Source organism: Candidatus Cryosericum hinesii (assembly GCF_003570985.1).
In the GTDB taxonomy this organism is placed as follows: Bacteria; Caldisericota; Caldisericia; order Cryosericales; family Cryosericaceae; genus Cryosericum; species Cryosericum hinesii.
The window spans coordinates 24,047-43,960 of the sequence record NZ_QXIW01000032.1; the positions used below are offsets into that span (position 1 = coordinate 24,047).

A 19,914-nucleotide genomic window follows, 5' to 3' on the forward strand; every position below is an offset into this window, starting at 1 on the left:
GTGTTCAGTCCTCCCCGTAACCTGTCTGTGTCACCAGATCCTTGTACTTGTTGGCCAATATCGCGACGTACACCCAATCCTCGTGCAGATCTCTGAGAAAAACAAGATCCTCTTCCTCAATGGCGCGAAGGCAAATAAGCTTACCCTCAATGCTCATTGCCATCATCTCCCTAAAGAGTAGTTTGGGCCTTTGTTCTTCCACCGAGTGCACCTGTGATCGCTACCCCAAACCTGGTCCAGCAGGTGAGGCTACGGCTCAGTGATGTCAGGCGGCCTTTCCAAGCCACGTTGTCGCAACACCTGACCAATCGTCATGAATAGTATACGGACATCCAGCCACGGTGTCCAATGGTCAATATACCAGGCATCCAGCTTGAAGCGCTCGGTCCACGATATGCTATTGCGTCCGTTGACCTGCGCCCACCCCGTAATCCCCGGTCTCACTTCCAGCCTGCGTCGCTGAAACTCATCGTAGTTGGCGACCTCTTGAGACAGTTGCGGTCTTGGTCCCACCAAGCTCATTTCACCCTTCAGAACATTAACAAACTCGGGCAGCTCATCCAGGCTGGTCCTGCGCAAGAACCTCCCAACAGGCGTCACGTATGGATTGTCCGCAGCGATATACTCCCCATGAATCCGCTGCTCCGCGTCACGGGTCATCGACCGGAACTTGATGATGTGAAACGATCGTCCATGCAAACCAGCTCGTTCCTGCAGAAAGAACACTGGACGCCCGGTGTTAACAAGAATTGCCATCGCAACCAACAACAGCAGAGGACTGAAGACAGTCAGTGCAATGAGGGCGCAAACAGTGTCAAAAGCTCTCTTCATGGCAATAGACCCGTGCTACCGTCAGTGTTTTGTTGCAGCACATGAAGAGTCTTAGGTGGCGCACTAGACGACACTCCGCTTCCTTGCAAGTGAAACATCCAAAAAATAGTGGCTCCGCGCCGGGCGTATAGAGAGTCCGTGGAATAATCCCCACCTAGAGACATGTTCTCACCCACGCCAGCGTCCGAGCGAGGCCGTCTGCCAGCGACACCGAGGGCTTCCATCCCAGTTCATGCCGCGCCTTTTCTGCATTCAGCGCAATTCTCCGTACCTCGCCTGCACGGGCCGGCGCATACTCCCGAGCAACAGGATGGCCAACAACACGCTCGAAGGCAGCCAGGAGCTGATTCAGGGACGTTTCGACCCCCGTACCAATGTTGAGCGTGTCCAGAGGCCCCCGCATCGCAAGCATGTTGGCCTGTGCGACGTCGTCGACAAAGACAAAGTCACGTGTCTGCTCCCCGTCACCATACACGATACATGATTGACCGAGCAGGATATGCCGCGCGAAGATGCCGACAACGCCTCCCTCTCCTGTGGGATCCTGCCTCGGTCCGTAGACGTTGGCGTACCGCAGGATCACCGTTTCCAGCCCGCAGACGCGATGGAAATACCCGATGTACTGCTCCGCACAGTACTTTGATACACCGTAGGGGGACAGAGGCTGGATGACGGACTGCTCGCCAGCCGGCAACGTTGAGGGTTCGCCGTACAGCGCTCCGCCCGTCGACGACATGACAAACCGTCGTACATGCGCCTGGACACATGCGTTGAGCACGTTGATGGTGCCCCCAACATTGACCTGCGCGTCAAGCCCCGGGTCGCGGACCGCTCTGCGAACGTCGATCTGGGCGGCCAGGTGAAAGACGTAGTCGACGCTGCCGGACACTGCTGTGCCTACGGCCTGCTTGTCGCGCACATCACCCACAGTCAGGGCGATCCCAGCCTCAACATTATCGCGCTTCCCCGAGCTCAGGTCATCAAACACCGTAGCTGTGCAGCCCCGTGCCGCCAAGGCATCAACAATATGCGAACCAATGAACCCTGCACCGCCTACCACCATTGCGTTCACTGCTGAATCCTCCTCTCGGCCGCAATGGCGGCCGCCTCAGCATAAACTGGCATCATCTGCGACATTGCGGCTTCAAGCGAGAACCCTCCCTGGATGGTCACGCGGCCTGCGTTCCCCATGCGATGAGCCACGTCCGGCTTCAACACAAGCTCCGCCACTGCGTCGGCCATCTGCTTTGCTTCACCCAGTGGTACGAGCCTTCCGTTGATGCCGTCCTGAACCAAATCCCGCACGCCGCGGATTTTATACGCCACCACTGGCACGCCAGCTGCCATTGCCTCCATCATGGCACGGGGCAACCCTTCTCTCTGCGATGTCATGATGAAGAGACGAGAACCTGCAAGCAGGTCCGGTATCCAGTCGATGCTACCAACGAACCAGCAGACATCTTGCAGGCCCCATTCAGCACAAGCGGCTTTGACCGTGGCAAGAAGAGGCCCATCTCCAGCCATGACGAGGCATACTGACAGTCCACGGCGTCGCAAGTCGGCTAGAACTCGCAGTGCCTCCAGCGGTCGCTTGCCAGGGTTGAACTCACCTACCCACGTGATAACGCACTGATCAGGACTGAGCTGAATACCGTGCTCTGGTAGTGGCATTCTTGTCGGCAGTAGCGAATCATACTGCTGTGGATCCACCCCAACCCCTGGCACGTATCGAATTCGGAGTTTGTGTCCTGACATCTTGAACTGAGCGGCCGTGTAGTCATCCCTGTTAATGGTTACAAGGATGTCGGTCCAGTGGGCCGCCATACGCTCGGCTGCCAGGAAGACAGCGTTTGAGATACGCCCTCCGTACTCGTGAAAGTGAAACCCGTGAGCCGTGTAGACCACACAGGGAGTCCCTGCCACATGTGCGGCCCATCTCCCAAAGAACCCAGCAACGGGAGTATGTACATGCATGACGTCGAAGTGGCCACGTCGCAGTAGTTGCAGCAACTCATGCGTTCCTTTGATGTTAGCAAGGTGCAGCGGCGACCTGGCAAACGAAACAGGGTGGACGACAAATCCCTCCGCCTCGATTCGTTCCGCATAACCACTTGGACAGGCAGCTGCTTCAACGCACCAGCCCTGCTTCCGCAGCGCCCGCATGTAGGGCATCAGAAAAGCCCAGATGGTGACATCGACAGTGGCCACGAAGAGGACTCGCGGCAGAGCTTGGTCTGGTAATAGTTCCATTGTTGTCGTCATGGCACCGGTGGCTCTATCAGGCTAGCGTATAGGCTAAGCCATCGATCAGCTACAGACTCCAAAGAGAAGCTAGACTGGGCCAACTGGCGTGCGGCATGTCCCCATGAGCGTCGAGCTGCCGGCACCATGTTGAGTACCTCGATGACCGCAGCAACTAACGCTTCATCATCATTGGGAGAAACAATGCGTCCGGATATGCCATCAAGCACTGCGGTCGGGTTGCCCCCAACATCCGTCGCAACCGCAGGCAATCCACTCGCCGCAGCTTCCAGCAAGACGATCGGTAGACCCTCCCAGAGAGAAGACATAAGATACAGGTCACTGGCCCGCATAAGGTCGGGTATGTCATTTCGGATGCCGAGAAATCGAACAGAGTCTGCCACATGAAGGGTCGTCGCTAGCGTACGAGTGGCATTGAGCAGCGTTCCCTGACCAACGAGCAGCAGTGTAGCACTTGGGTGTGTTTCAAGAACTCGTGCAAACGCGCGCAGCATGCCCGCATGGTTCTTCGCTTCCTCGAACCGGGCAACCGCCAGTATGACACATCCATCGGCTCCTAACCCCAACGAATGGCGAACCGCAGTGCGACGCTCCTCGTCAGGGCAGAACCGTGACATGTCTACTCCATTAGGCATGTAGATGATGTGCCCCGCCGGAGCGGCTCCTACAGCGACGTAACGGTCGACAGCAGCCTGGCTGACATTGGTCGTGATGCTAGCCCAACGGTCCGTGACCCGGTACGCATACATGCGCAGTCTTCCACCCTCGTTAACATTGTGAGCGGTACACACAAGTGGTATCTTGCGCCATCCAACTACCCGGGACGCCCGCGCAAGCAAGTTAGCATGGATCATGTGGCTATGGACTATGTCGGGTTTGAACTGGCGCACAATACTGGCTAGACGCCAGACCATCCTGGGATCTGGCCACTTACGTTTCATGTCTAATGACCACAGATGAATCCCTGCGCTGGTCAGATCATCTTGGTAGGCTACTGGTAGCAACATGGAGACAACTCCGACCGACAGACCCCGGGCTTTGAACGCCAGCGCCACATCACGTACCTGGGTCTCTGCCCCACCATAGTCCAACCCAGTAATCACAAAGAGAGTGCGATGGACCGTTGGTTGAGCGACGGCAGAGTCCGTAGTCTTATGTGGGACGCTTGACGTGATTGTCACCTGTACCCCCTTGCAAAATTGGCAATTCCATGTTCATTAGAATTCTCACGTACAGCAGTGGTTCCCACATCCCTCTCCCAGCTCTTGCAACACCCTGTTCATAATCATCAATGATTCAGCCACTACCAAGTTGCCGCAGGACTCCCGCCAACTGGAGAACGACCAGAGCGTATGCTCTGGACACCATCCCTCCGTACTTCGACGGGCACCTTCCATTTCGTTCTCAGTCGTCGGAACGTGTCTCTGTTGCGAGCAGCCACCCTTTGTCCTGGCAGGGCACGCAGGACTAGCGGGCATGCAATCGTTTCTCATTATGCAACTCCAATACCTCCTCAAGGAACAGCAATCGCTTGCGCTCCTTCGGATCTACGTCTATCTGCAGGACATCTTTCCTTGGAACCCTTTTCCCCATCCATTTGGACACGAAGCCCTCGACAGCGGCTATCTCACTCACTAGACTGCCCTGGCGATTGGGTACCTGCAAAATGAAGGGAACAGGCAAGGGGAAATCGGTGTCTTTGCATCCCATGACTACAGGGAGTCCATACGCCAGATACTCCCGAACCTTCAGTGAAGAGGACTCGGCACCTCCCTTCCGATATAGCGCCAACGTGCCGATAGCGACGTCTGCACGTCCAAGTATGGGTTCGTACTCTTCGCGACACATGCTACCGTGACAGGCAACGTTCTGCCTGGCGCATGAGCCGGCTGAAACGCCCACGAGGTCGAAGAACCAGTCAGTCTTCAGGCCTGCCAGGGTCAGTATGTCATCTACACCCTGCCACGGTTGATTGTCGCTGCCAAGGAACACGAGTCGCGGACATGTGTGGTGCGTGGGGGACTGCACTATGTAGTCCTCAAGTCTTATCCCGTTGCCAATCACGACATACGGCTTACCAAAACAATCGTATTGGGGCAATTTGGATAGCTCGGCACTGACAAACACCAGTCCTGACGATGTCCGCAACAGAAATCCTCGGGTTAGGCGATTGTACGTACTCCGGGCCCTCGACGACATGCGATATTCACCTAGATCGTCGGTGTTGATTTCAAGCACTAAGGGCACCCGTCGAGTCAGCTCCTGAATAGCTGGATACCATAGATCACACCTATGATAGACTACATCTGGTCGCCACCGCAATACGGACTTAGCCGCTGAGTTCCATGCACGCATGCGACCAACGTATGTTCGACGGGGATACGGGAAGACGTGCCAAGCAAAATCAGGGGTCCCATAGGTGCCTGTATCATTGGCAGAAATGTGAAAGACGGCTACGTCGTTTCCCAATCGTCGCCAACATTCAACCTGGTATAGTATCTTGCGGTATACACCGCTCCTCTCGGGATGCCCATCGAAGTCACAGTGACAGAGATAAGCGATTCTCATGTCTTCCTTTCACCCACTGTACCGCATGTGTATGTGACCACAAAACCCATCGCAAACCAGATCTGGGGCCAGACATAGGAACGCGCTAGAATAATCGCTGACAGGCAAAAGAGTAATGTGATAAGCGGGAGTGGTCCCCTTCCCCTTGCAAGGAGAGCCCGCGCACGTCTGGCCAGTGCCACAGCCAGTGCCACAAAGGAGGCAAAGGGAACGATACCGTATGCGGCGAGAAATGATAACCAATTGTGAATATAGTCCCCCAGAAGGCCCGTTTGCCACCATTCGCTCATGTAGCGGCCGAGGAGCCAGTCCTGCCGCAGCACCGCCCAGCCCGCGCCAAGAAGCACTGCCCTACTTTGGACAGAGCTGTCTGCACCAGGACTGAGGACAATCGAAATCATACGGTTGAGGAGTGGCGAGGCTCCAATAGTCGCCTGATGCTCTGACAGGACAAGCAGCACTGCACCGAGCACAACAGCGGATAGCACCGGACCGACTACGGTACCAACAACGGATCTATGGCGCATGGCGCTGAGCCACAAGTAGATACCTCCCCACGCCAAGAACAGATAGAAGCTCGCTCGTGAGAAGGAGAAGAAGAGAAGCCCGCTGGCTATGACGTAAACTAGCAATTGCGTCCGCGGAATCCTACGATAGGCGCCCATGAGGAGGAGACTCCACACAGCCAGAGTGTCGCCAAGCGCGAGGTAGTTGAAGCTTTGTCCCGTCTCATAGTTCTTGAAAAGCAATATGACGACGCCATATCGGACCATGCTGGCTACGACCCCATAGAGCACTGGCGCAGCCAAGGCAAGAAATACGGTCCATAACATGAACCTCGTCGAGACGACATCCCTAACGTTCTCATAAACACGACCAATTGACAGACCAATTAGCCACATCAGCAGAGGGAGCAGGAGAGTCATCGCCGCGTTGCTCCAGAAGTCCGCCTCACCCCCTGCACGGACGACTTCTGGGTACCACAGAGCATGAAGGACCGCCATACATGCAAGCAGACTCCATCCTACGATCTGATACAGATTGGCTCCTGAGTGAGAACGACGCAACAGCGTGTCAATTGCAGACCGCCCCATCATCAGCAGCATCAGGGGGATGTAGACGACTACTGTTAGCGAGATCGGTTTGAAGTTCCCGAGGACGGCAAAGTCTGCATAAGAAATTGATACTGCGTACATAGCCAGTACATACAGGCCGAACAGGCCAGACGCCCTCAGTCTATGGTCAGTTGTCACAGCATGTGAAGAGCCTCTAACGCGATGTATCAGCACGTCGAATAACTCCGAGGTCCCTGACCTAGAGGAGGACTCGAATGCATCAGCCGAGAACAAATCCGTTTCTGGGCCGCTCTTTGCGAACCATTGACCTCCAGGATACGGTCTCGTGCAATGAGAACTGAAGGAGATTGGCTCCTGCCAAACAGACCAAGAACACCAGAACGCGCGTTCGCCGATTCGTCAGCCAGAACGGCTTCCCGGACAAGACGTCCGGTGTGTTGGAGGTGCGAGACTCTGCAGGTGACAGTACCACGACTACGAAACCCTGACCTAAACATGATCAGCCAATACCGCGTCAACCAGCCGCGTCAGACCGCTGATGGAGCTCACTAGGACACCTTGCGTAATACGCTGCTTCAGCAACTCCTGCATGTAATGCCGAACTGCGGGAACATACAACTTGCTCCAGTTCCGGTTGTGCCAAAGCAGGACCAACACGCCACCGCAGCGTCGGCACTCCTGTGACACGCGGTCCAAGACCTTCGTTCCTTCAGACCATGCAGACAGGTACGTTGCATCCATGAACATCAACGGCCATTCGAAAATCGACATTTCCCTGTCACTCTCAATGTCGTAGGGATGGAAGGGCAGACAGCTACCACACCTAAATCCTGCAGCTTTGCTGTAACCCAACGTCGCGTCGTAGGCAAGCCCCTCTGCTTCCCAAAGGCGCCATGTGGTCGGCGTCTGCCATCGCAGGTAGTGCTGGCGGCCGCCAACAATGGGCAAGCCTATCGATTGCAACCGGGACAACTCATTGTGAAATCGCTCGGCATTCTCATAGGCGTTGAATCCTGCATGGAATCCGACCTCGTGTCCCATACTCCCCATCGTCTTCATCACGGCCACCACGCCGGGTGCATCGACTGCGTAGTCTGCACCGTACTGACCAGCGTTGTCAGCCAGAAAGTAGTATGCAGAACGCACCCCAATTGATACCTCCCACGCCGCCATCTCCGACAGGCAATCGTATTCGTCGGCCTTCCTGTGGGTCATAGTCTGCACATAGTCGCGAAAAACCATGCGGTCCATAGTTGACCCTCGACCTGTCGCGGAGCGTACAATGGCGTGCGCGGGTGGCTTGCCGCAAGCAAAACGATGTAGTTGGTCGATATCATGGGTGAGTGCTATCGCCCACGGGGCTGTTCCCCACCACCTCCGTTGTTCGCCCGTAAAACCCGCGACGCGCAACATCTTGAGGAGCTGTTCAGCATATTGGTTGACGATCGGTTCCTGCAGGAACCCTTCCTGAAACGCGACGCTTGACTCTGCTGGGAAACGGTCAAACACATCCACTGCAGGCACAACGGTCTCTTCGTACCGGGAAAGCATGAAGAAGGCCCCCGCAACAACATCGACGTGACAATCGACCCGGGTGCCTTGCGCCTCACGTTGGACACTGTAGAATGTGTCACCTGACCCACGGTCATCGCGGTACAGCGCTGGGATGTTTTCCATTCGAATGACAGGACGCTCGGGCATGGCATCGATACTACCATAGTGGCCATCGAAGAAGCCAGACACGAAGACGTGGACACCACTGTCAATCCCCTCAGGTGCTACTCCATATGTGACAAGCACCTCATCTTCCCGCCGCTCGGCTGCGGCAGTCCCTTGAACAAGGCAGTCCGGAGAAACGACCATCTCGAGGAGAGTGTGAAGGGCATACTGGGCAGCACGGGGGTGCCCCACGTTGCCGACGGAGTACCTCACCCTGGTGATCATCCTCAGTGCCTCCTCAAGACGCCCTTGAACCGTGACAGTTGCACATACGCTGGGAACGCTGCTCTAAACCATAGGGGTTCTCTCGAGATTGCGAGGCGCGTTGTCAAAGTGCCCCCGAACTCAAGCTTGAAATCCGACACGCCGGGCAGGTTGGCTCCACACCAATCATAATACTCATAGCCCATAGCTTGCAGTTCCTTGAGTAGACAAATGTGCATCGCCACGGCTGCGCCTTTGGTCAGACCTATCGCAGAGGTACCACTCCAGATACCATAGACAGTCCGTGTTCCGTGCGCCATGGTAAAGACCGCACTCAGAGGAACACCGTCGACACCGCGCACTACAACTTGCATGCCATGGACTCCAGCGGCCTCTATCAGGGTAAGCAGCTGTTTTCTGCTTGGGCGCACATCTTGTCCATGCCGCGACATTGTCGCCTGCATGAGATCACAAAGAACATCCCCATCAGGAGGCTCGACACGTGCGGTGACCTCCGCACGTTGGGCTTTCCTCATTTTGTAGAGTTCAGGTCGGGACACGCTTTCCTCGAGTACCCATGTTTTCAGCGCTGTCACCACGGTCCAGCTGGTCGTCAGGTCCCAGTGATGCCAGAGGGCTTGGCGCAGATCCACCATGTCCGTAGTGCAAGTGAGGGGTGGTACGACGAGCCTTCGACGGGCTATGTCCTCAAGAAGTGTCCCAAGAATCTTCTGTCTTCCCTGGACGCTTTCCCCGGAAATCACGATAGGGTTGTAAAGCAAGGACGAACGTACCATGTGTGCGGGACCTACATCGATGGTTTGCAGGGCCACGCCGCCTACCAGTCGTTCCTCGTCAAAAACGGCAAGCAACACAGGGTGGCCTCCAAACGCTCTGCAGTTTGCGTCGAGCCACCAAGCCGAGGAAAACGGAGAGCCCCACGGCTGCAGAACCAGCCACTCGTCCCAGCGATCCCATTCTACCTGCTTCAGCTCGCGCACGGTCAAGTTGGTCATGCCCCTGCCTGCCTCGTCACATCCTCAGGCACGCGACCCGAGTGTAGCACGAACCACCGCCGATAGACACGCAGGCTCGTGATGTAGGCCACTGGCACGAAACCGACTTTCGCCGAACTGCGCTGAGACGCATGGTTTGCTACCACAGTGTCGGTCACGAATGCCTGAACCAACCATGTTGGCTCCGCCAACACTTCGCTCATGCTGCTGCATAGCAGTACCGGCAGTATACCGTGACCACGCCAGGCAGGCGCCGTCCAACCGTAATGTAGCCAACTCCAGCCCGGAGGAACGGGGACGCTTCGCGTCACGACACCCTTGCTCCTGTTGTCCAATCGCCAGCAGTGGCCGACGACCTTACCGGTACCATCAATGGCCAACCAACCTGATTCGCCCGCAGCATGAAACCTGAGAAAAGCCTCGGCAGTACTGTTCGAACGAGCAGTCGCGACGTCGGACATAAGGGCTGGCTCAAAACGGACGATAGAGACGTCGCCGGGAACGGTACTCTTGGAGCGATATTCCTCACATCCACTGCGCGCTGTTGCGGCGTCGAGCTTGAACTCAACGACCCTCAGTATCTCTAGTCCAGGAATCCTCATGTTCAATCCAGCCCTCTAGTAGGTACTTCTGGACGAACAGGAACACAGGACCTCGTCCACAACATTTGTCGCCGACAACGACAGTGAATGTGACATCGGCAAGCTCAGCACGCTCGGAACGACCGCGTCCACGTTCAGCGGTTCCTCTGGCAGTTCCTGCTTGCCCACGAAGCACCGCTGAAAGTAGTGGCCAGCAAGAACCCCTTGTGGAAACATGCTGGCCCCCACCAAGGGAAACGCCGTCAGGAAAACCAGATGTCGCGGAAAAGACTTTGTCATGCCTTCCCGCCATTCTGCAGTAGCCGAGATGCATGGAGACTCGCGAGAGAGTTGATAGTCGGACTGGGCGAATTCTGCCAGAGAAGCCGCCGCTCGCGCGCGTCTGGCCATCCTTCAAATGCTCCCAGTGGATCCCTCGCGATGCAACGTCGCTTGCGCTCCACATCTAAAATCAAGCGAACTCCCGGGACAACTCGGCCTATTTGTCTGAGGCGAAGCCCAGACATATTTCTCGCAAGCGAGGCAACAGAGGGGAGTCCCAACTGGTGTAGGTCGATACCTAGATCCGCTCCAATCTGGAAAGTAACGTTCTTCTGGAGTCTGCGGTTGAGTCGGAGCTCGGGTGGCACTCGCAACCAGAAGTCGATGATCCTCCTGTCCCAATAAGGTAACAACCAATCAAACCCGAACCAATCATAGACACGAACACTGTTGGCAATGAACTTCCCCTGTCGATTTCTCCAATCGAAAGCGTCAACCACGCTGCACGCTTCGACGACATCTACAACGCCCCCGGCAGGACAAAGCTCTTCTTGGAGCTGTTCAAAAAGGTCATTCGCTTCGGCCACCTGCAGCCCTGTCTGATGCAGGGTGGCTATAGCAAAACGGCGGTTCCAGAGTCCCATGTGTCGTTCGAACGTTATCTGTGCGATGTCGTCTGCCGTTACGCTGCCGCTACCTGTCATCAGCCGCTCCTGCCACTGTAGCGGGATGTGGCCCCCAGATACCAAATCCATTGTGTGTCCCGGGATCAGGACCGACCCCGCGTCTATCCGACCGCCTGACGCAAGTTCACGCACAGCAACGAAGTCCCCTACGTGTGCTATTGACCGGAGCCCGCCCGCCCATGTTGCATAGTTGTTGTAGTCCCGTGAACTCAGAAACTGCCTCCATGTTTCGGTTCCATACTCCACGAAAAACCAGGGAACCCTCAGTGCGGCCGCTACCCGTTCAGATACTGTTGAGTCTTGGTTTCCACGACGGCCATACGAGAAAGCGACGACTTTCTCATAACCCAAACGCTTCAGCATCAGCAAGATCAGAGTAGAGTCATGGCCACCACTCAAGGGAATGACCGCTGTTCTGCCGTCAAGTTCAGTTATGATATCTTCAAACTCGTCGTTCAGAACCTCCGACCATGCACTGAACCAGTAATCGTCAGTGTGGCCGCCGTCAGGTCGCCACTCCCACGAAAACAAATCGTCCTGGGTGCTTGCCCAATAGGAGCCTTTGCATGTCAATACCACGCACTCTGCAGCCTGCAGGCAATGAACGCGCCTGCAGATGGTCGATGTTCCGAGCGTGAAGCCGGCGAGAAGCATCGCTAGCGACGCTTGTGAATCGATTTCGCTCAGGCAACCTGTTTCCTGTGCCAAAGCAACAGAATCATCACTTACTGTAAGCCTGGAGCCATCCAGAGTGTAATAGACTGGCATGGACGATACCATGTCGCTGACGAGTCTCACTACGCCTGGCTCGCGAGCGTCAAGGACAGCAAAAGACCCCGCCAGCTTGCCCATCAGAGAGCCAACAGCGCGGGGAGGCACCGATTCCACTAGCTTGGCCAACTCCAACGCGCCGATTCTCTTCCCATCTGCCACACCCTGTCCGCGCACGGCGACTCCATTCTGTACCTCCCAACGAGTGGAGCACAGCAGAACAACAGATGGGCTTGCCATCAATTCGACGCATCTGGGACGCCCATCGCTGGGGGTATTGACGAACAAAGGAGCCATGTTCAACTCGCCTCCCCAATCCCTGCAAGGCACGCATGCCCCCCCAAGTGAGCTGCGCAGTATCTCACCAGTGTGGCCATGCCGAGTCAGCCTAAAGGGGCTGTAGATGCGCTGTGCAGACAACCATTCGAAGTACACAGAGGTTGCTGGCATGAGAAGGAACACAGAACCTCGCCCACAGCATTTGTCGCCGACAACGACAGTGAATGTGACATCGGCAAACTCAGCACGCTCGGAACGACCGCGTCCACGTTCAGCGGTTCCTCTGGCAGTTCCTGTTTATCTGAGAAGCAGGGCTGGCGATGCAGGGGCTCTGGGTAATAGACCTGCGTCTGGATGCCGGCCTGCGCCAGTGCCTCCTGGATCGTTGCCCGTCGCTCCGCTGGGACCTTGATCGTGCACTGGTGATAGGTATGCCTGCACTCGGGCATCACGTATGGCACCTGGAGCCAGTCAAGAGTTGAGAGTTCCTTGTCGTAAGCAGCTGCCAACACGCGTTTGCGCTCGGTCCACTGGTCGACGTGTTTCAGCTTGACGCGAAGGATGGCGGCTTGCATAGCGTCTAGACGACTGTTGATGCCCAGTTCCTCATGGTGATACTTGCGGCGCGCACCATGGACACGGAGCATGCGAACATGCTCAGCCAGGTCATCGTCGTTGGTGGTCACCATGCCGCCGTCGCCATAGGCACCAAGATTTTTGGTGGGGAAAAAGCTGAAACACCCGATGTCCCCGATACCGCCCGATTGGTGCCCCTTGTAGGTGGACCCGAAGGATTGAGCACAGTCCTCCACAACCTTGAGATTGTACGTGCGCGCAAGCTCAAGCAATGGGTCCATGTCACAGCATTGACCATACAGGTGCACAGGGATGAGGGCCTTGACAGCAGGCGTGTAGGACGCTTCGAGGTACCGGCGCACGCTGCCGGGATCAAGGTCGAAGGTGCGAGGGTCGATGTCACAGAACACCGGTGTTGCTCCGAGACGCACGACAGCGCTGGCAGTGGCAAAGAAACTGAACGGGGTCGTGATGACCTTGTCCCCAGGTCCAATGTCCAATGCCATGAGTGCGAGCAACAGCGCATCGGAACCGGATGCGACGCCTATGGTATGTCGGACGCCCAGATACCTTGCAACCTCATGCTCGAAGGCCTCGACCTCCTCACCCAAAATGAAGTGCCCACTCTCAACAACGCGATGGACTGCCTCATCAATTTCGTCCTTGATTTCGTGGTATTCGCCTACTAGATCGACCATCATAACCTGCTGTTCTTCCATGCTGCTCATTTCTTCTCCTCCTGGCTCTCCAGCAGTTGATCCTCCGGAACATCCCGGAACACACGCGCCGGATTGCCCGCCACAATGACCCGCGCAGGTACGTCGTGTGTCACAACAGACCCGCCAGCCACAACACCCTGCTCATCGACCGTTCGGCCGGGTAGAATCGTCGCGTTGACGCCGATGCGGCCGCCACGCTTTACCGTCACGCCTTTGAAGTGCTTGAAGCGCTCGCTACCCCGTGCCATGTAGTTGTCGTTGGAAGTGGCAACCATCGGAGCGACAAAGACGTCGTCCTCAAGTTCAGAGTACGCCGTGATGTAGGCGTTGGTCTCCAGTTTGCAGCGTTTGCCGATCGTGCAGCGGTTCTCGATGGAGACGCCGCGCCCAACAATAGTCTCCTCACCGATGGTGACCGCCTCACGTACCGTTGCCAGGTCAGCTACCATGACCCGCTGTCCAATGGAGGCCCCTGCGTACAGGATGCAGCCGCAACCGATCTGGACGTCATCACTGATCTCGCACGGCTGCTCGTCCGTGACGGGAGGCATGCCGGAGCGGACGCTGTGCATAGGTCTCCTGCCGATCACTGTGTTGTCTCCCACAGTGACATGACGGCCAAGGCGGCTGCCCGTGTGGATCACAACATTGTGCCCAAGAACACACCCATCGCCCACCGCGACATCGGCTTCTATGACAACATTGTCACCCAGGGCCACGTCTTGGGCTATGCGCGCGTCTGGACTAATCGACATGCGGTCCTCCGAGACGACTGTGGGGATAGGGCGTTCCCAGCTCCACCGGCATCCCCATCTCGATGGATTCGTACATAGCACTGACTAGTTCCAGAGCCTTGCGGCCCTCATCACCCTCCAGCATGTTCGGCTGTCCGGTCGCCAGCGATTGCAGGACCGACCGGAACAATGCTTCATGACCAAATCCATAGACGCTGTCCGGAATGTAACTCGCGTCCTGAACCTGCTTGTCTTCGGGCCGTTCATCCACAAAAGCCCACGTCCGCACCTGGTTGACGGCAAAGCCTGCAATCTCGACCTCGCCCTCCTTCCCCAGGACCGTGATCGATGCCTCCAGATCCCTTGGATTGGCACAGGTCGTCGCCTCAAAGGCACCAAGAGCGCCGGACGCAAACTGCCAGGTCGCCACTGCAGCGTCTTCGGCCTCCATGCGATGCAGGAAACGGCGCGATGCTGCGTAGACGGAAGCCACGGGTCCACCCAGCCACTGCATCATATCCACGTGGTGGATAGCCTGATTGGAAATGCACCCGCCATCCTGGGCCCAGGTGCCACGCCACGGCGCCTGATCGTAGTAGTCCTGCGCCCGATGCCACCGGACTCGCGACGTAATCATGAGAACACGTCCGAACCTGCCCTCGTCCAGTGCACGCTTGAGCATCTGAATCGGAGCGTTGAACCGGTTCTGCTTGACTGTGAACAGCCGGACGCCTGCTTCACGGGCAGTCGCGACCATGGCATCCGCGTCCGAGAGACGCAATGCTATGGGCTTCTCCACGATAACGTTGCAGCCAAACCTCTTCATGACATCGATAGCCACACCAGCGTGGTTGCCACTTTCGGTACAAACGTTCACGACATCCGGATGAAGCTCGCTCAGCATCGTTCCGTACGAGGTGTACCACGGCACGCCCCACTGCCTCCCTGTAGACTCTGCCTTGTCAGGAATCAGGTCGCAGACGGCTACGAGCTTCGCCCCCTCTACTTTCTCCAGTGCCTCGCAGTGCTTGCGAGAGATACGCCCGCATCCCACCAGGGCAACATCCATGCTCATGACGTCTTCCCCCCTTGTGGGGGCAGTCCGACCCAAAGCTTGCCGGGGTCCGGCCGGCCAACGCCCCAGTACTCCAGCCCTGCTTCGAGGACCAAGTCGGCATCCAGCGTATTGCGGCCGTCGACGATCAGTGTTCCCTTCATGACATGGGCAACCGATTTCCAGTCGACCGTAGCCCAGTCCGCCGCATCGTTGGCAATGACAACAGCATCGGCACCAGCAACACATGCTGCCAACGAACCCTGCATTGTAGTTACGACGTCACCTGGCAGCCGCGTGCGCACAACATATGTATCATATGAGCGAACCTCGGATCCTGCCGACAAGAGGCCACGAACGATGGGAAATGACCTGGTCTCGCGGGTATCATCCGTCCCGCCCTTGAAAGCAAGCCCTAGAACTGCGACCACCTTCCCCTGCAGCGACCCAAGCCGGCTCGCCAAATGGTCCAGCACGACCTTGTACTGGTGCTCGTTGACGGCCACGGCCGATGCCAGAACCCTGAAGTCATACCCAACACTGCGAGCAACGTGGAGCAGCCCCACCGTGTCTTTGGGAAAGCACGAACCTCCAAAGCCGATGCCCGGCTGCAGGAACTTGGATCCGATTCTGCTGTCAAGGCCTATTCCCTGCGTCACTGCATCCACGTCTGCTCCGAGACGTTCACACAGATTGGCCACCTCGTTGACAAAGGAAATCTTCGTCGCCAGAAAACAGTTGGCAACATATTTGATGGTCATGGCTGACACCGGATCGGTCACGACGACGGGTACGGCAAATGGCGCATACAATTCCAAGAGGCGGTTGCGCGCTTCCGCATCCGACACGCCGATGACGACACGCTCCGGATGCACGGTATCGGCTACCGCCATGCCCTGACGCAGGAATTCCGGGTTGACAGCAAAGACCATTTGCCGCGAGCCCGCCACGCTCCGCATCTCGACCTCAAGCGCAGCAAGTGCAGTTGGAGGTACCGTGCTTTTGATCACGATCACCGCGCCCGGCGATGCGCCGGCCGCTACCTGGCCCAATGCCAGGCGGACATATGTCAGATCCGGCTCCCCTCCATCACCTTCCGGCGTCCCGACAGCGATGAAGACCAGGTCTGAGTAGTCTCCAAGCGTTTCCAACGATGAATCGAAGCGAAGACGCCCAAGCTGGAGATTTCTGCGCAGCAGTGCCGCGAGTCCATTCTCGACAATCGGACACTGACCACTGCGCAGGGCCGCTACCTTGGCCACATCGGTGTCGACACACATGACGTCATGCCCCCGACTTGCCAGACAGACGCCGGTCGTGAGGCCGACGTATCCGGTTCCAATGACTGCAATCTTCACGATCCCCCCTTCAGAAGGCTCGCTCCCCACTTATTCCAGATGCTGCGTGGCGCTCGATGGGCCGCATCATGCGCATCTGTCGCTGTGCAAGCAACAAGGCCACGGTCCATCAGGTCTTGCGCGAGGTCGTCGCCTCTGCCACGGTCCAGACTCGACGCGTTGACCTGGGCAAGGCAGCCGTGCTGGACCCAGCGGTCCAGGACATGCCAGTCGCTGCGGACATACGCATAACGCTCGACATGGGCAAGGACGGGGATGATGCCCATCACCTGAAGGCGGAAGACGACATCATCGACATAGGTAGCCAGGTCCTCGTAGGGGAGCTCCAGCAAGAGGTGCGTGCCCCGGTCCGCAAGGGTCAGGACGTCGCCTGCCTTCACCCGGTCGGGGAGGTCGGGACAGATGAAGGCCTCGTTGCCGGGGAGAATGGTGAGAGGGATGGCGCGAGCGTTCAGTTCTGCCTGCAGGGCTGTGGCGGCCTGGCGCACCACTTCAGGGTCCGTCTCATGCTCGTCTGCGATCCAGTGGGGCGTGCCGATCATAGTGCCGATGCCGGCTGCCACGGCCAGACGCGCCATCGCGATGCTCGTGGCCATGTCCGGCGAGCCGTCGTCCAGGCCCGGCAGGATATGGCAGTGGATGTCGAGGGCGTTCATGAGCCGGGGGTCACTTCCTCGGGCGTGGAAGGTTCGGTGCCGGAGGTGCGGGCGTAGTAATAGTCGTTGACCCGGCGGCGGGCACGGTTGAGCACGACCCCCAGCAGGGTGGCGTGCGCCTCTTCCAGGACCTCCTGCGCATGGCGCACCTCGCCGCTGCGGGTACGGCCGGCCTGCACGACCAGGATGACACCGTCGGCCAGGGACGAGGCAACGACCGCGTCGGTGACGGGGACGATGGGCGGGGTGTCCATGATGATCATGTCATACTCCTCCCGCAGACGGTCCATGAGGAGCTTCATGCGGGCACTGCCCAGGAGCTCGGAGCTGTTGGGCGGGATGGGGCCGCTGGTGATGACGGACAGGCTGGGGTAGTCCTTGAGGCTGGTGATGACGGTGGTATCGGCGTCTCCCATGATGAGGTTGGAGAGACCACGCTGGTTGCTCAGCCCAAGCCGGCGATGGAGGGTCGGGTTGATGAGGTCGGCGTCGAGCATCATGACCTTCTTACCGGTCTGCGCAATGGCCTGAGCAAGGTACTGGGCGACGGTGCTCTTGCCCTCGTCGGGGGAGGCGCTGGACACCATGATGACCTTGAGGTCCTTGTCGACGGCGGCAAACTGCAGGTTGGTCCGCAGGACGCGGAAGGCCTCGGCTACCGGGCTGCGGGAGCCCTTGTACCCGCCGTACCCGTTGCTGTACCGGTCGGTCCTAGTACGCACGGCCATGGCGGGCCTCCCTTCCATTCATGTCCGGGACCACCGCGAGCACGCGGAGGCCGAAGAGCTTCTTGATGTCGTCGGCGGTCTTGACCGTATCGTCGAAGTAGTCGACGAGGAAGGCGAGCAGGACGCCCAGCATGCATGCGGCCACCAAGGCCACGGCGATGTTGAGGAAGGGGCGCGGGCTGACCTGGTCAGTCACGGGAACGGCCCGGTCGATGACGCTGACGTTCTCGACCCGGTTGACCAGGGTGGGCAACTGGGCGATAAACGAATTGGCCATCGCGTTGGCAATATTGGCTGCACGTATCGCATCCTGGTCCTTGACGCTGATACTGATGATCTCGGTCTGGCCCTCGACTTGAACAGTGGTCATATTGGTAAGCTCTTTCACTGTCTCGGGCAGCCTCAGAGTATCAATGGTGTCCTGCAGGACGGCACGACTGGTGATGATCTTGGCATATGTCACGGCAAGAGCTTGGGATGTCTGTATCTGGCCATAGTCGATACTGTTCGTGGCTTGCGTGGTGTTCTGCTTCTCATTCACGATGAGGGACGTGTCGACCTGGTAGACGGGCGGGAGGATGACGTACGACAGCAGGGCCGCCAGCACCAATGCAATGAAGACGACCACGAGGACGATCCAGAAACGACGACGAAGAATGCCAAGAACATCTTTGAGGCTGAGTGTGTCTTCCATGATGGGAACCCTCTCCAAGCTGTTTCTTTGTCAAAGCAGATCCGCGTGGGTAAGCACAAGGTTCCTCGCGGCCACACGTTCCGGTTGTTCTCTACGATACACCAACCCCAGAGGATCCCGAAGTACTGCCTGAAGTATTATCTTTTTACAACTTTCCCCAGGATTTGCAAGAGGGATACGGCATCATCCCCCGCACGATGTCAGCGGAGTGAGGAGGACACGTCTGCAGACGTGTCTGCAAAAAGTGGATGCCGATTCACAGTTCCTGAGACATCACACATGGGCGGAGGAGCCGTTTCGGACCGGTGCGTGAACGGGAAAGCATGTCGTAGACAAGCATTCATGGTGCATCACATATTCTTCACACTGTTGGGCTTACATAATTCTATTTCTGTATTATTATTCGCCTGTAAGAAGTATAGGATCGATTGCTTGACGTGACGTGTAAACTTGCTGGACATGACCTCTAAACTTGCTGTATACGGATTGTAGGTTGCAGGATTCTACCTGTAAGTCGCAGGACATGACGTGTAAACTTGCTTTACTGGAGTGCTCATGATCAGGATCACAGCCACACTTCTCTGCCTGGTGCTGTGTCTGGCCGGAGCCAGTATTCCGACCGCTTCAGCTGCCAGTCGCCTTACAACTGCGAGTAGCACTGCTCTCACTTCGTGCCTGCAACAAGAGTACCTCATGCGCGACACGTATCAGAATATCTTCGCCCAGTATCCGACCCTGACCGCGTTTGGCACCGTGATGACAGGCGATGTGGCGATGATCACCACAGTGAAGAAGGTCTTCGCCCAGTACAGAATCACTGTGCCAACGGACGCGGAGGTCTCTGCTGCGAAAACGATAGCAGCAACTGTAACCAGTATCACGAATGCTGATGCAGTTGCCATCAGCCTTGAACAATCCACCGCCACTCTGATGACACAGCTGTCTCGGACAACTGACAACCGTGACGTGGCCAATGTGGTGACGCTTGTCAAGACAACTTCGCTCGGATCGCACACTGGCACATTTGCTGCAGAGCAAACAAGCGCTTCTACTCCTACTACTTCTACCCCTACGACGCCCGTGGTCCTCGCGTCCTCAACCCGTCCATTCCCGGCGCCTG

The 19,914-nt window shown here is 57.3% G+C and carries 20 protein-coding genes and 1 pseudogene; 1 reads left to right on the forward strand and 20 read right to left on the reverse strand.

The features are described from left to right. Positions 1–4: 4 nt before the first annotated feature. From SMC3_RS09435 to SMC3_RS08115, 20 genes and pseudogenes are all read right to left on the reverse strand, one after another. The gene (locus tag SMC3_RS09435) at positions 5–157 is read right to left on the reverse strand and encodes a hypothetical protein (protein ID WP_165846686.1); all 153 of its coding nucleotides are present in this window, start codon (positions 155–157) and stop codon (positions 5–7) included. Positions 158–249: 92 nt separating this feature from the next. Then, positions 250–831 (reverse strand): sugar transferase, encoded by a 582-nt coding sequence (locus SMC3_RS08030; protein ID WP_119088149.1) that lies wholly within the window; start codon positions 829–831, stop codon positions 250–252. A 154-nt stretch (positions 832–985) separates the two neighbouring features. Continuing rightward, positions 986–1,894 carry an NAD-dependent epimerase/dehydratase family protein gene (locus SMC3_RS08035; RefSeq protein ID WP_243621757.1) on the reverse strand — a complete coding sequence of 303 codons (909 nt, stop codon included), beginning with the start codon at positions 1,892–1,894 and terminating at the stop codon, positions 986–988. A 5-nt stretch (positions 1,895–1,899) separates the two neighbouring features. Continuing rightward, positions 1,900–3,081, reverse strand: a complete 1,182-nt coding sequence (locus SMC3_RS08040; RefSeq protein ID WP_165848327.1) for a glycosyltransferase family 4 protein — start codon at positions 3,079–3,081, stop codon at positions 1,900–1,902. Between the two features lie 8 nt (positions 3,082–3,089). Continuing rightward, complete coding sequence (locus tag SMC3_RS08045) at positions 3,090–4,274, reverse strand: glycosyltransferase (protein ID WP_119088152.1); 1,185 nt, start codon at positions 4,272–4,274, stop codon at positions 3,090–3,092. A 286-nt stretch (positions 4,275–4,560) separates the two neighbouring features. Further along, complete coding sequence (locus SMC3_RS09765) at positions 4,561–5,121, reverse strand: hypothetical protein (RefSeq protein WP_243623388.1); 561 nt, start codon at positions 5,119–5,121, stop codon at positions 4,561–4,563. Positions 5,122–5,211: 90 nt separating this feature from the next. Further along, positions 5,212–5,661: pseudogene (locus SMC3_RS09955) on the reverse strand (glycosyltransferase); the annotation flags it as partial. Further along, positions 5,658–6,857 carry a hypothetical protein gene (locus SMC3_RS08055; RefSeq protein ID WP_126850814.1) on the reverse strand — a complete coding sequence of 400 codons (1,200 nt, stop codon included), beginning with the start codon at positions 6,855–6,857 and terminating at the stop codon, positions 5,658–5,660. The pseudogene SMC3_RS09955 and the gene SMC3_RS08055, both read right to left, overlap by 4 nt. Positions 6,858–7,226: 369 nt before the next feature. Then, positions 7,227–8,681 (reverse strand): polysaccharide deacetylase family protein, encoded by a 1,455-nt coding sequence (locus tag SMC3_RS08060; protein ID WP_119090000.1) that lies wholly within the window; start codon positions 8,679–8,681, stop codon positions 7,227–7,229. Positions 8,682–8,683: 2 nt separating this feature from the next. Then, on the reverse strand, positions 8,684–9,676 hold the full coding sequence (locus SMC3_RS08065; protein WP_119088156.1) for a GNAT family N-acetyltransferase: 993 nt from the start codon (positions 9,674–9,676) through the stop codon (positions 8,684–8,686). Then, on the reverse strand, positions 9,673–10,284 hold the full coding sequence (locus SMC3_RS08070) for a GNAT family N-acetyltransferase (RefSeq protein WP_119090001.1): 612 nt from the start codon (positions 10,282–10,284) through the stop codon (positions 9,673–9,675). The genes SMC3_RS08065 and SMC3_RS08070 overlap by 4 nt, the downstream gene beginning before the upstream one ends. Before the next feature lie 9 nt (positions 10,285–10,293). Continuing rightward, a complete protein-coding gene (locus tag SMC3_RS08075; RefSeq protein ID WP_119090002.1) occupies positions 10,294–10,557 on the reverse strand; it encodes a hypothetical protein in 264 nt (87 codons plus the stop codon). Next, a complete protein-coding gene (locus SMC3_RS08080; RefSeq protein ID WP_165846688.1) occupies positions 10,554–12,293 on the reverse strand; it encodes an asparagine synthase C-terminal domain-containing protein in 1,740 nt (579 codons plus the stop codon). Before SMC3_RS08080 ends, SMC3_RS08075 begins: the two co-directional genes overlap by 4 nt. 86 nt (positions 12,294–12,379) lie before the next feature. Then, positions 12,380–13,579 (reverse strand): DegT/DnrJ/EryC1/StrS family aminotransferase, encoded by a 1,200-nt coding sequence (locus SMC3_RS08085; protein ID WP_207799727.1) that lies wholly within the window; start codon positions 13,577–13,579, stop codon positions 12,380–12,382. Then, positions 13,576–14,325: an acyltransferase gene (locus SMC3_RS08090; protein WP_119088161.1), complete on the reverse strand. Its 750-nt coding sequence runs from the start codon at positions 14,323–14,325 to the stop codon at positions 13,576–13,578. The genes SMC3_RS08085 and SMC3_RS08090 overlap by 4 nt, the downstream gene beginning before the upstream one ends. Next, complete coding sequence (locus SMC3_RS08095) at positions 14,315–15,379, reverse strand: Gfo/Idh/MocA family protein (protein WP_207799174.1); 1,065 nt, start codon at positions 15,377–15,379, stop codon at positions 14,315–14,317. Before SMC3_RS08095 ends, SMC3_RS08090 begins: the two co-directional genes overlap by 11 nt. Beyond that, positions 15,376–16,716, reverse strand: coding sequence for a UDP-glucose dehydrogenase family protein (locus SMC3_RS08100; protein WP_165846689.1), 1,341 nt, complete (start codon positions 16,714–16,716; stop codon positions 15,376–15,378). Before SMC3_RS08100 ends, SMC3_RS08095 begins: the two co-directional genes overlap by 4 nt. After that, the gene (locus SMC3_RS08105; RefSeq protein WP_119088164.1) at positions 16,713–17,372 is read right to left on the reverse strand and encodes a tyrosine-protein phosphatase; all 660 of its coding nucleotides are present in this window, start codon (positions 17,370–17,372) and stop codon (positions 16,713–16,715) included. The genes SMC3_RS08100 and SMC3_RS08105 overlap by 4 nt, the downstream gene beginning before the upstream one ends. Further along, a complete protein-coding gene (locus SMC3_RS08110) occupies positions 17,369–18,100 on the reverse strand; it encodes a CpsD/CapB family tyrosine-protein kinase (protein ID WP_165846690.1) in 732 nt (243 codons plus the stop codon). The genes SMC3_RS08105 and SMC3_RS08110 overlap by 4 nt, the downstream gene beginning before the upstream one ends. Beyond that, on the reverse strand, positions 18,084–18,794 hold the full coding sequence (locus SMC3_RS08115; RefSeq protein ID WP_119088166.1) for a YveK family protein: 711 nt from the start codon (positions 18,792–18,794) through the stop codon (positions 18,084–18,086). The genes SMC3_RS08110 and SMC3_RS08115 overlap by 17 nt, the downstream gene beginning before the upstream one ends. Positions 18,795–19,349: 555 nt before the next feature. Between SMC3_RS08115 and SMC3_RS08120 the strand changes: the two genes are divergently transcribed. Next, a partial coding sequence (locus SMC3_RS08120) for a hypothetical protein (RefSeq protein ID WP_133299231.1) occupies positions 19,350–19,914 on the forward strand: 565 nt, incomplete at its 3' end.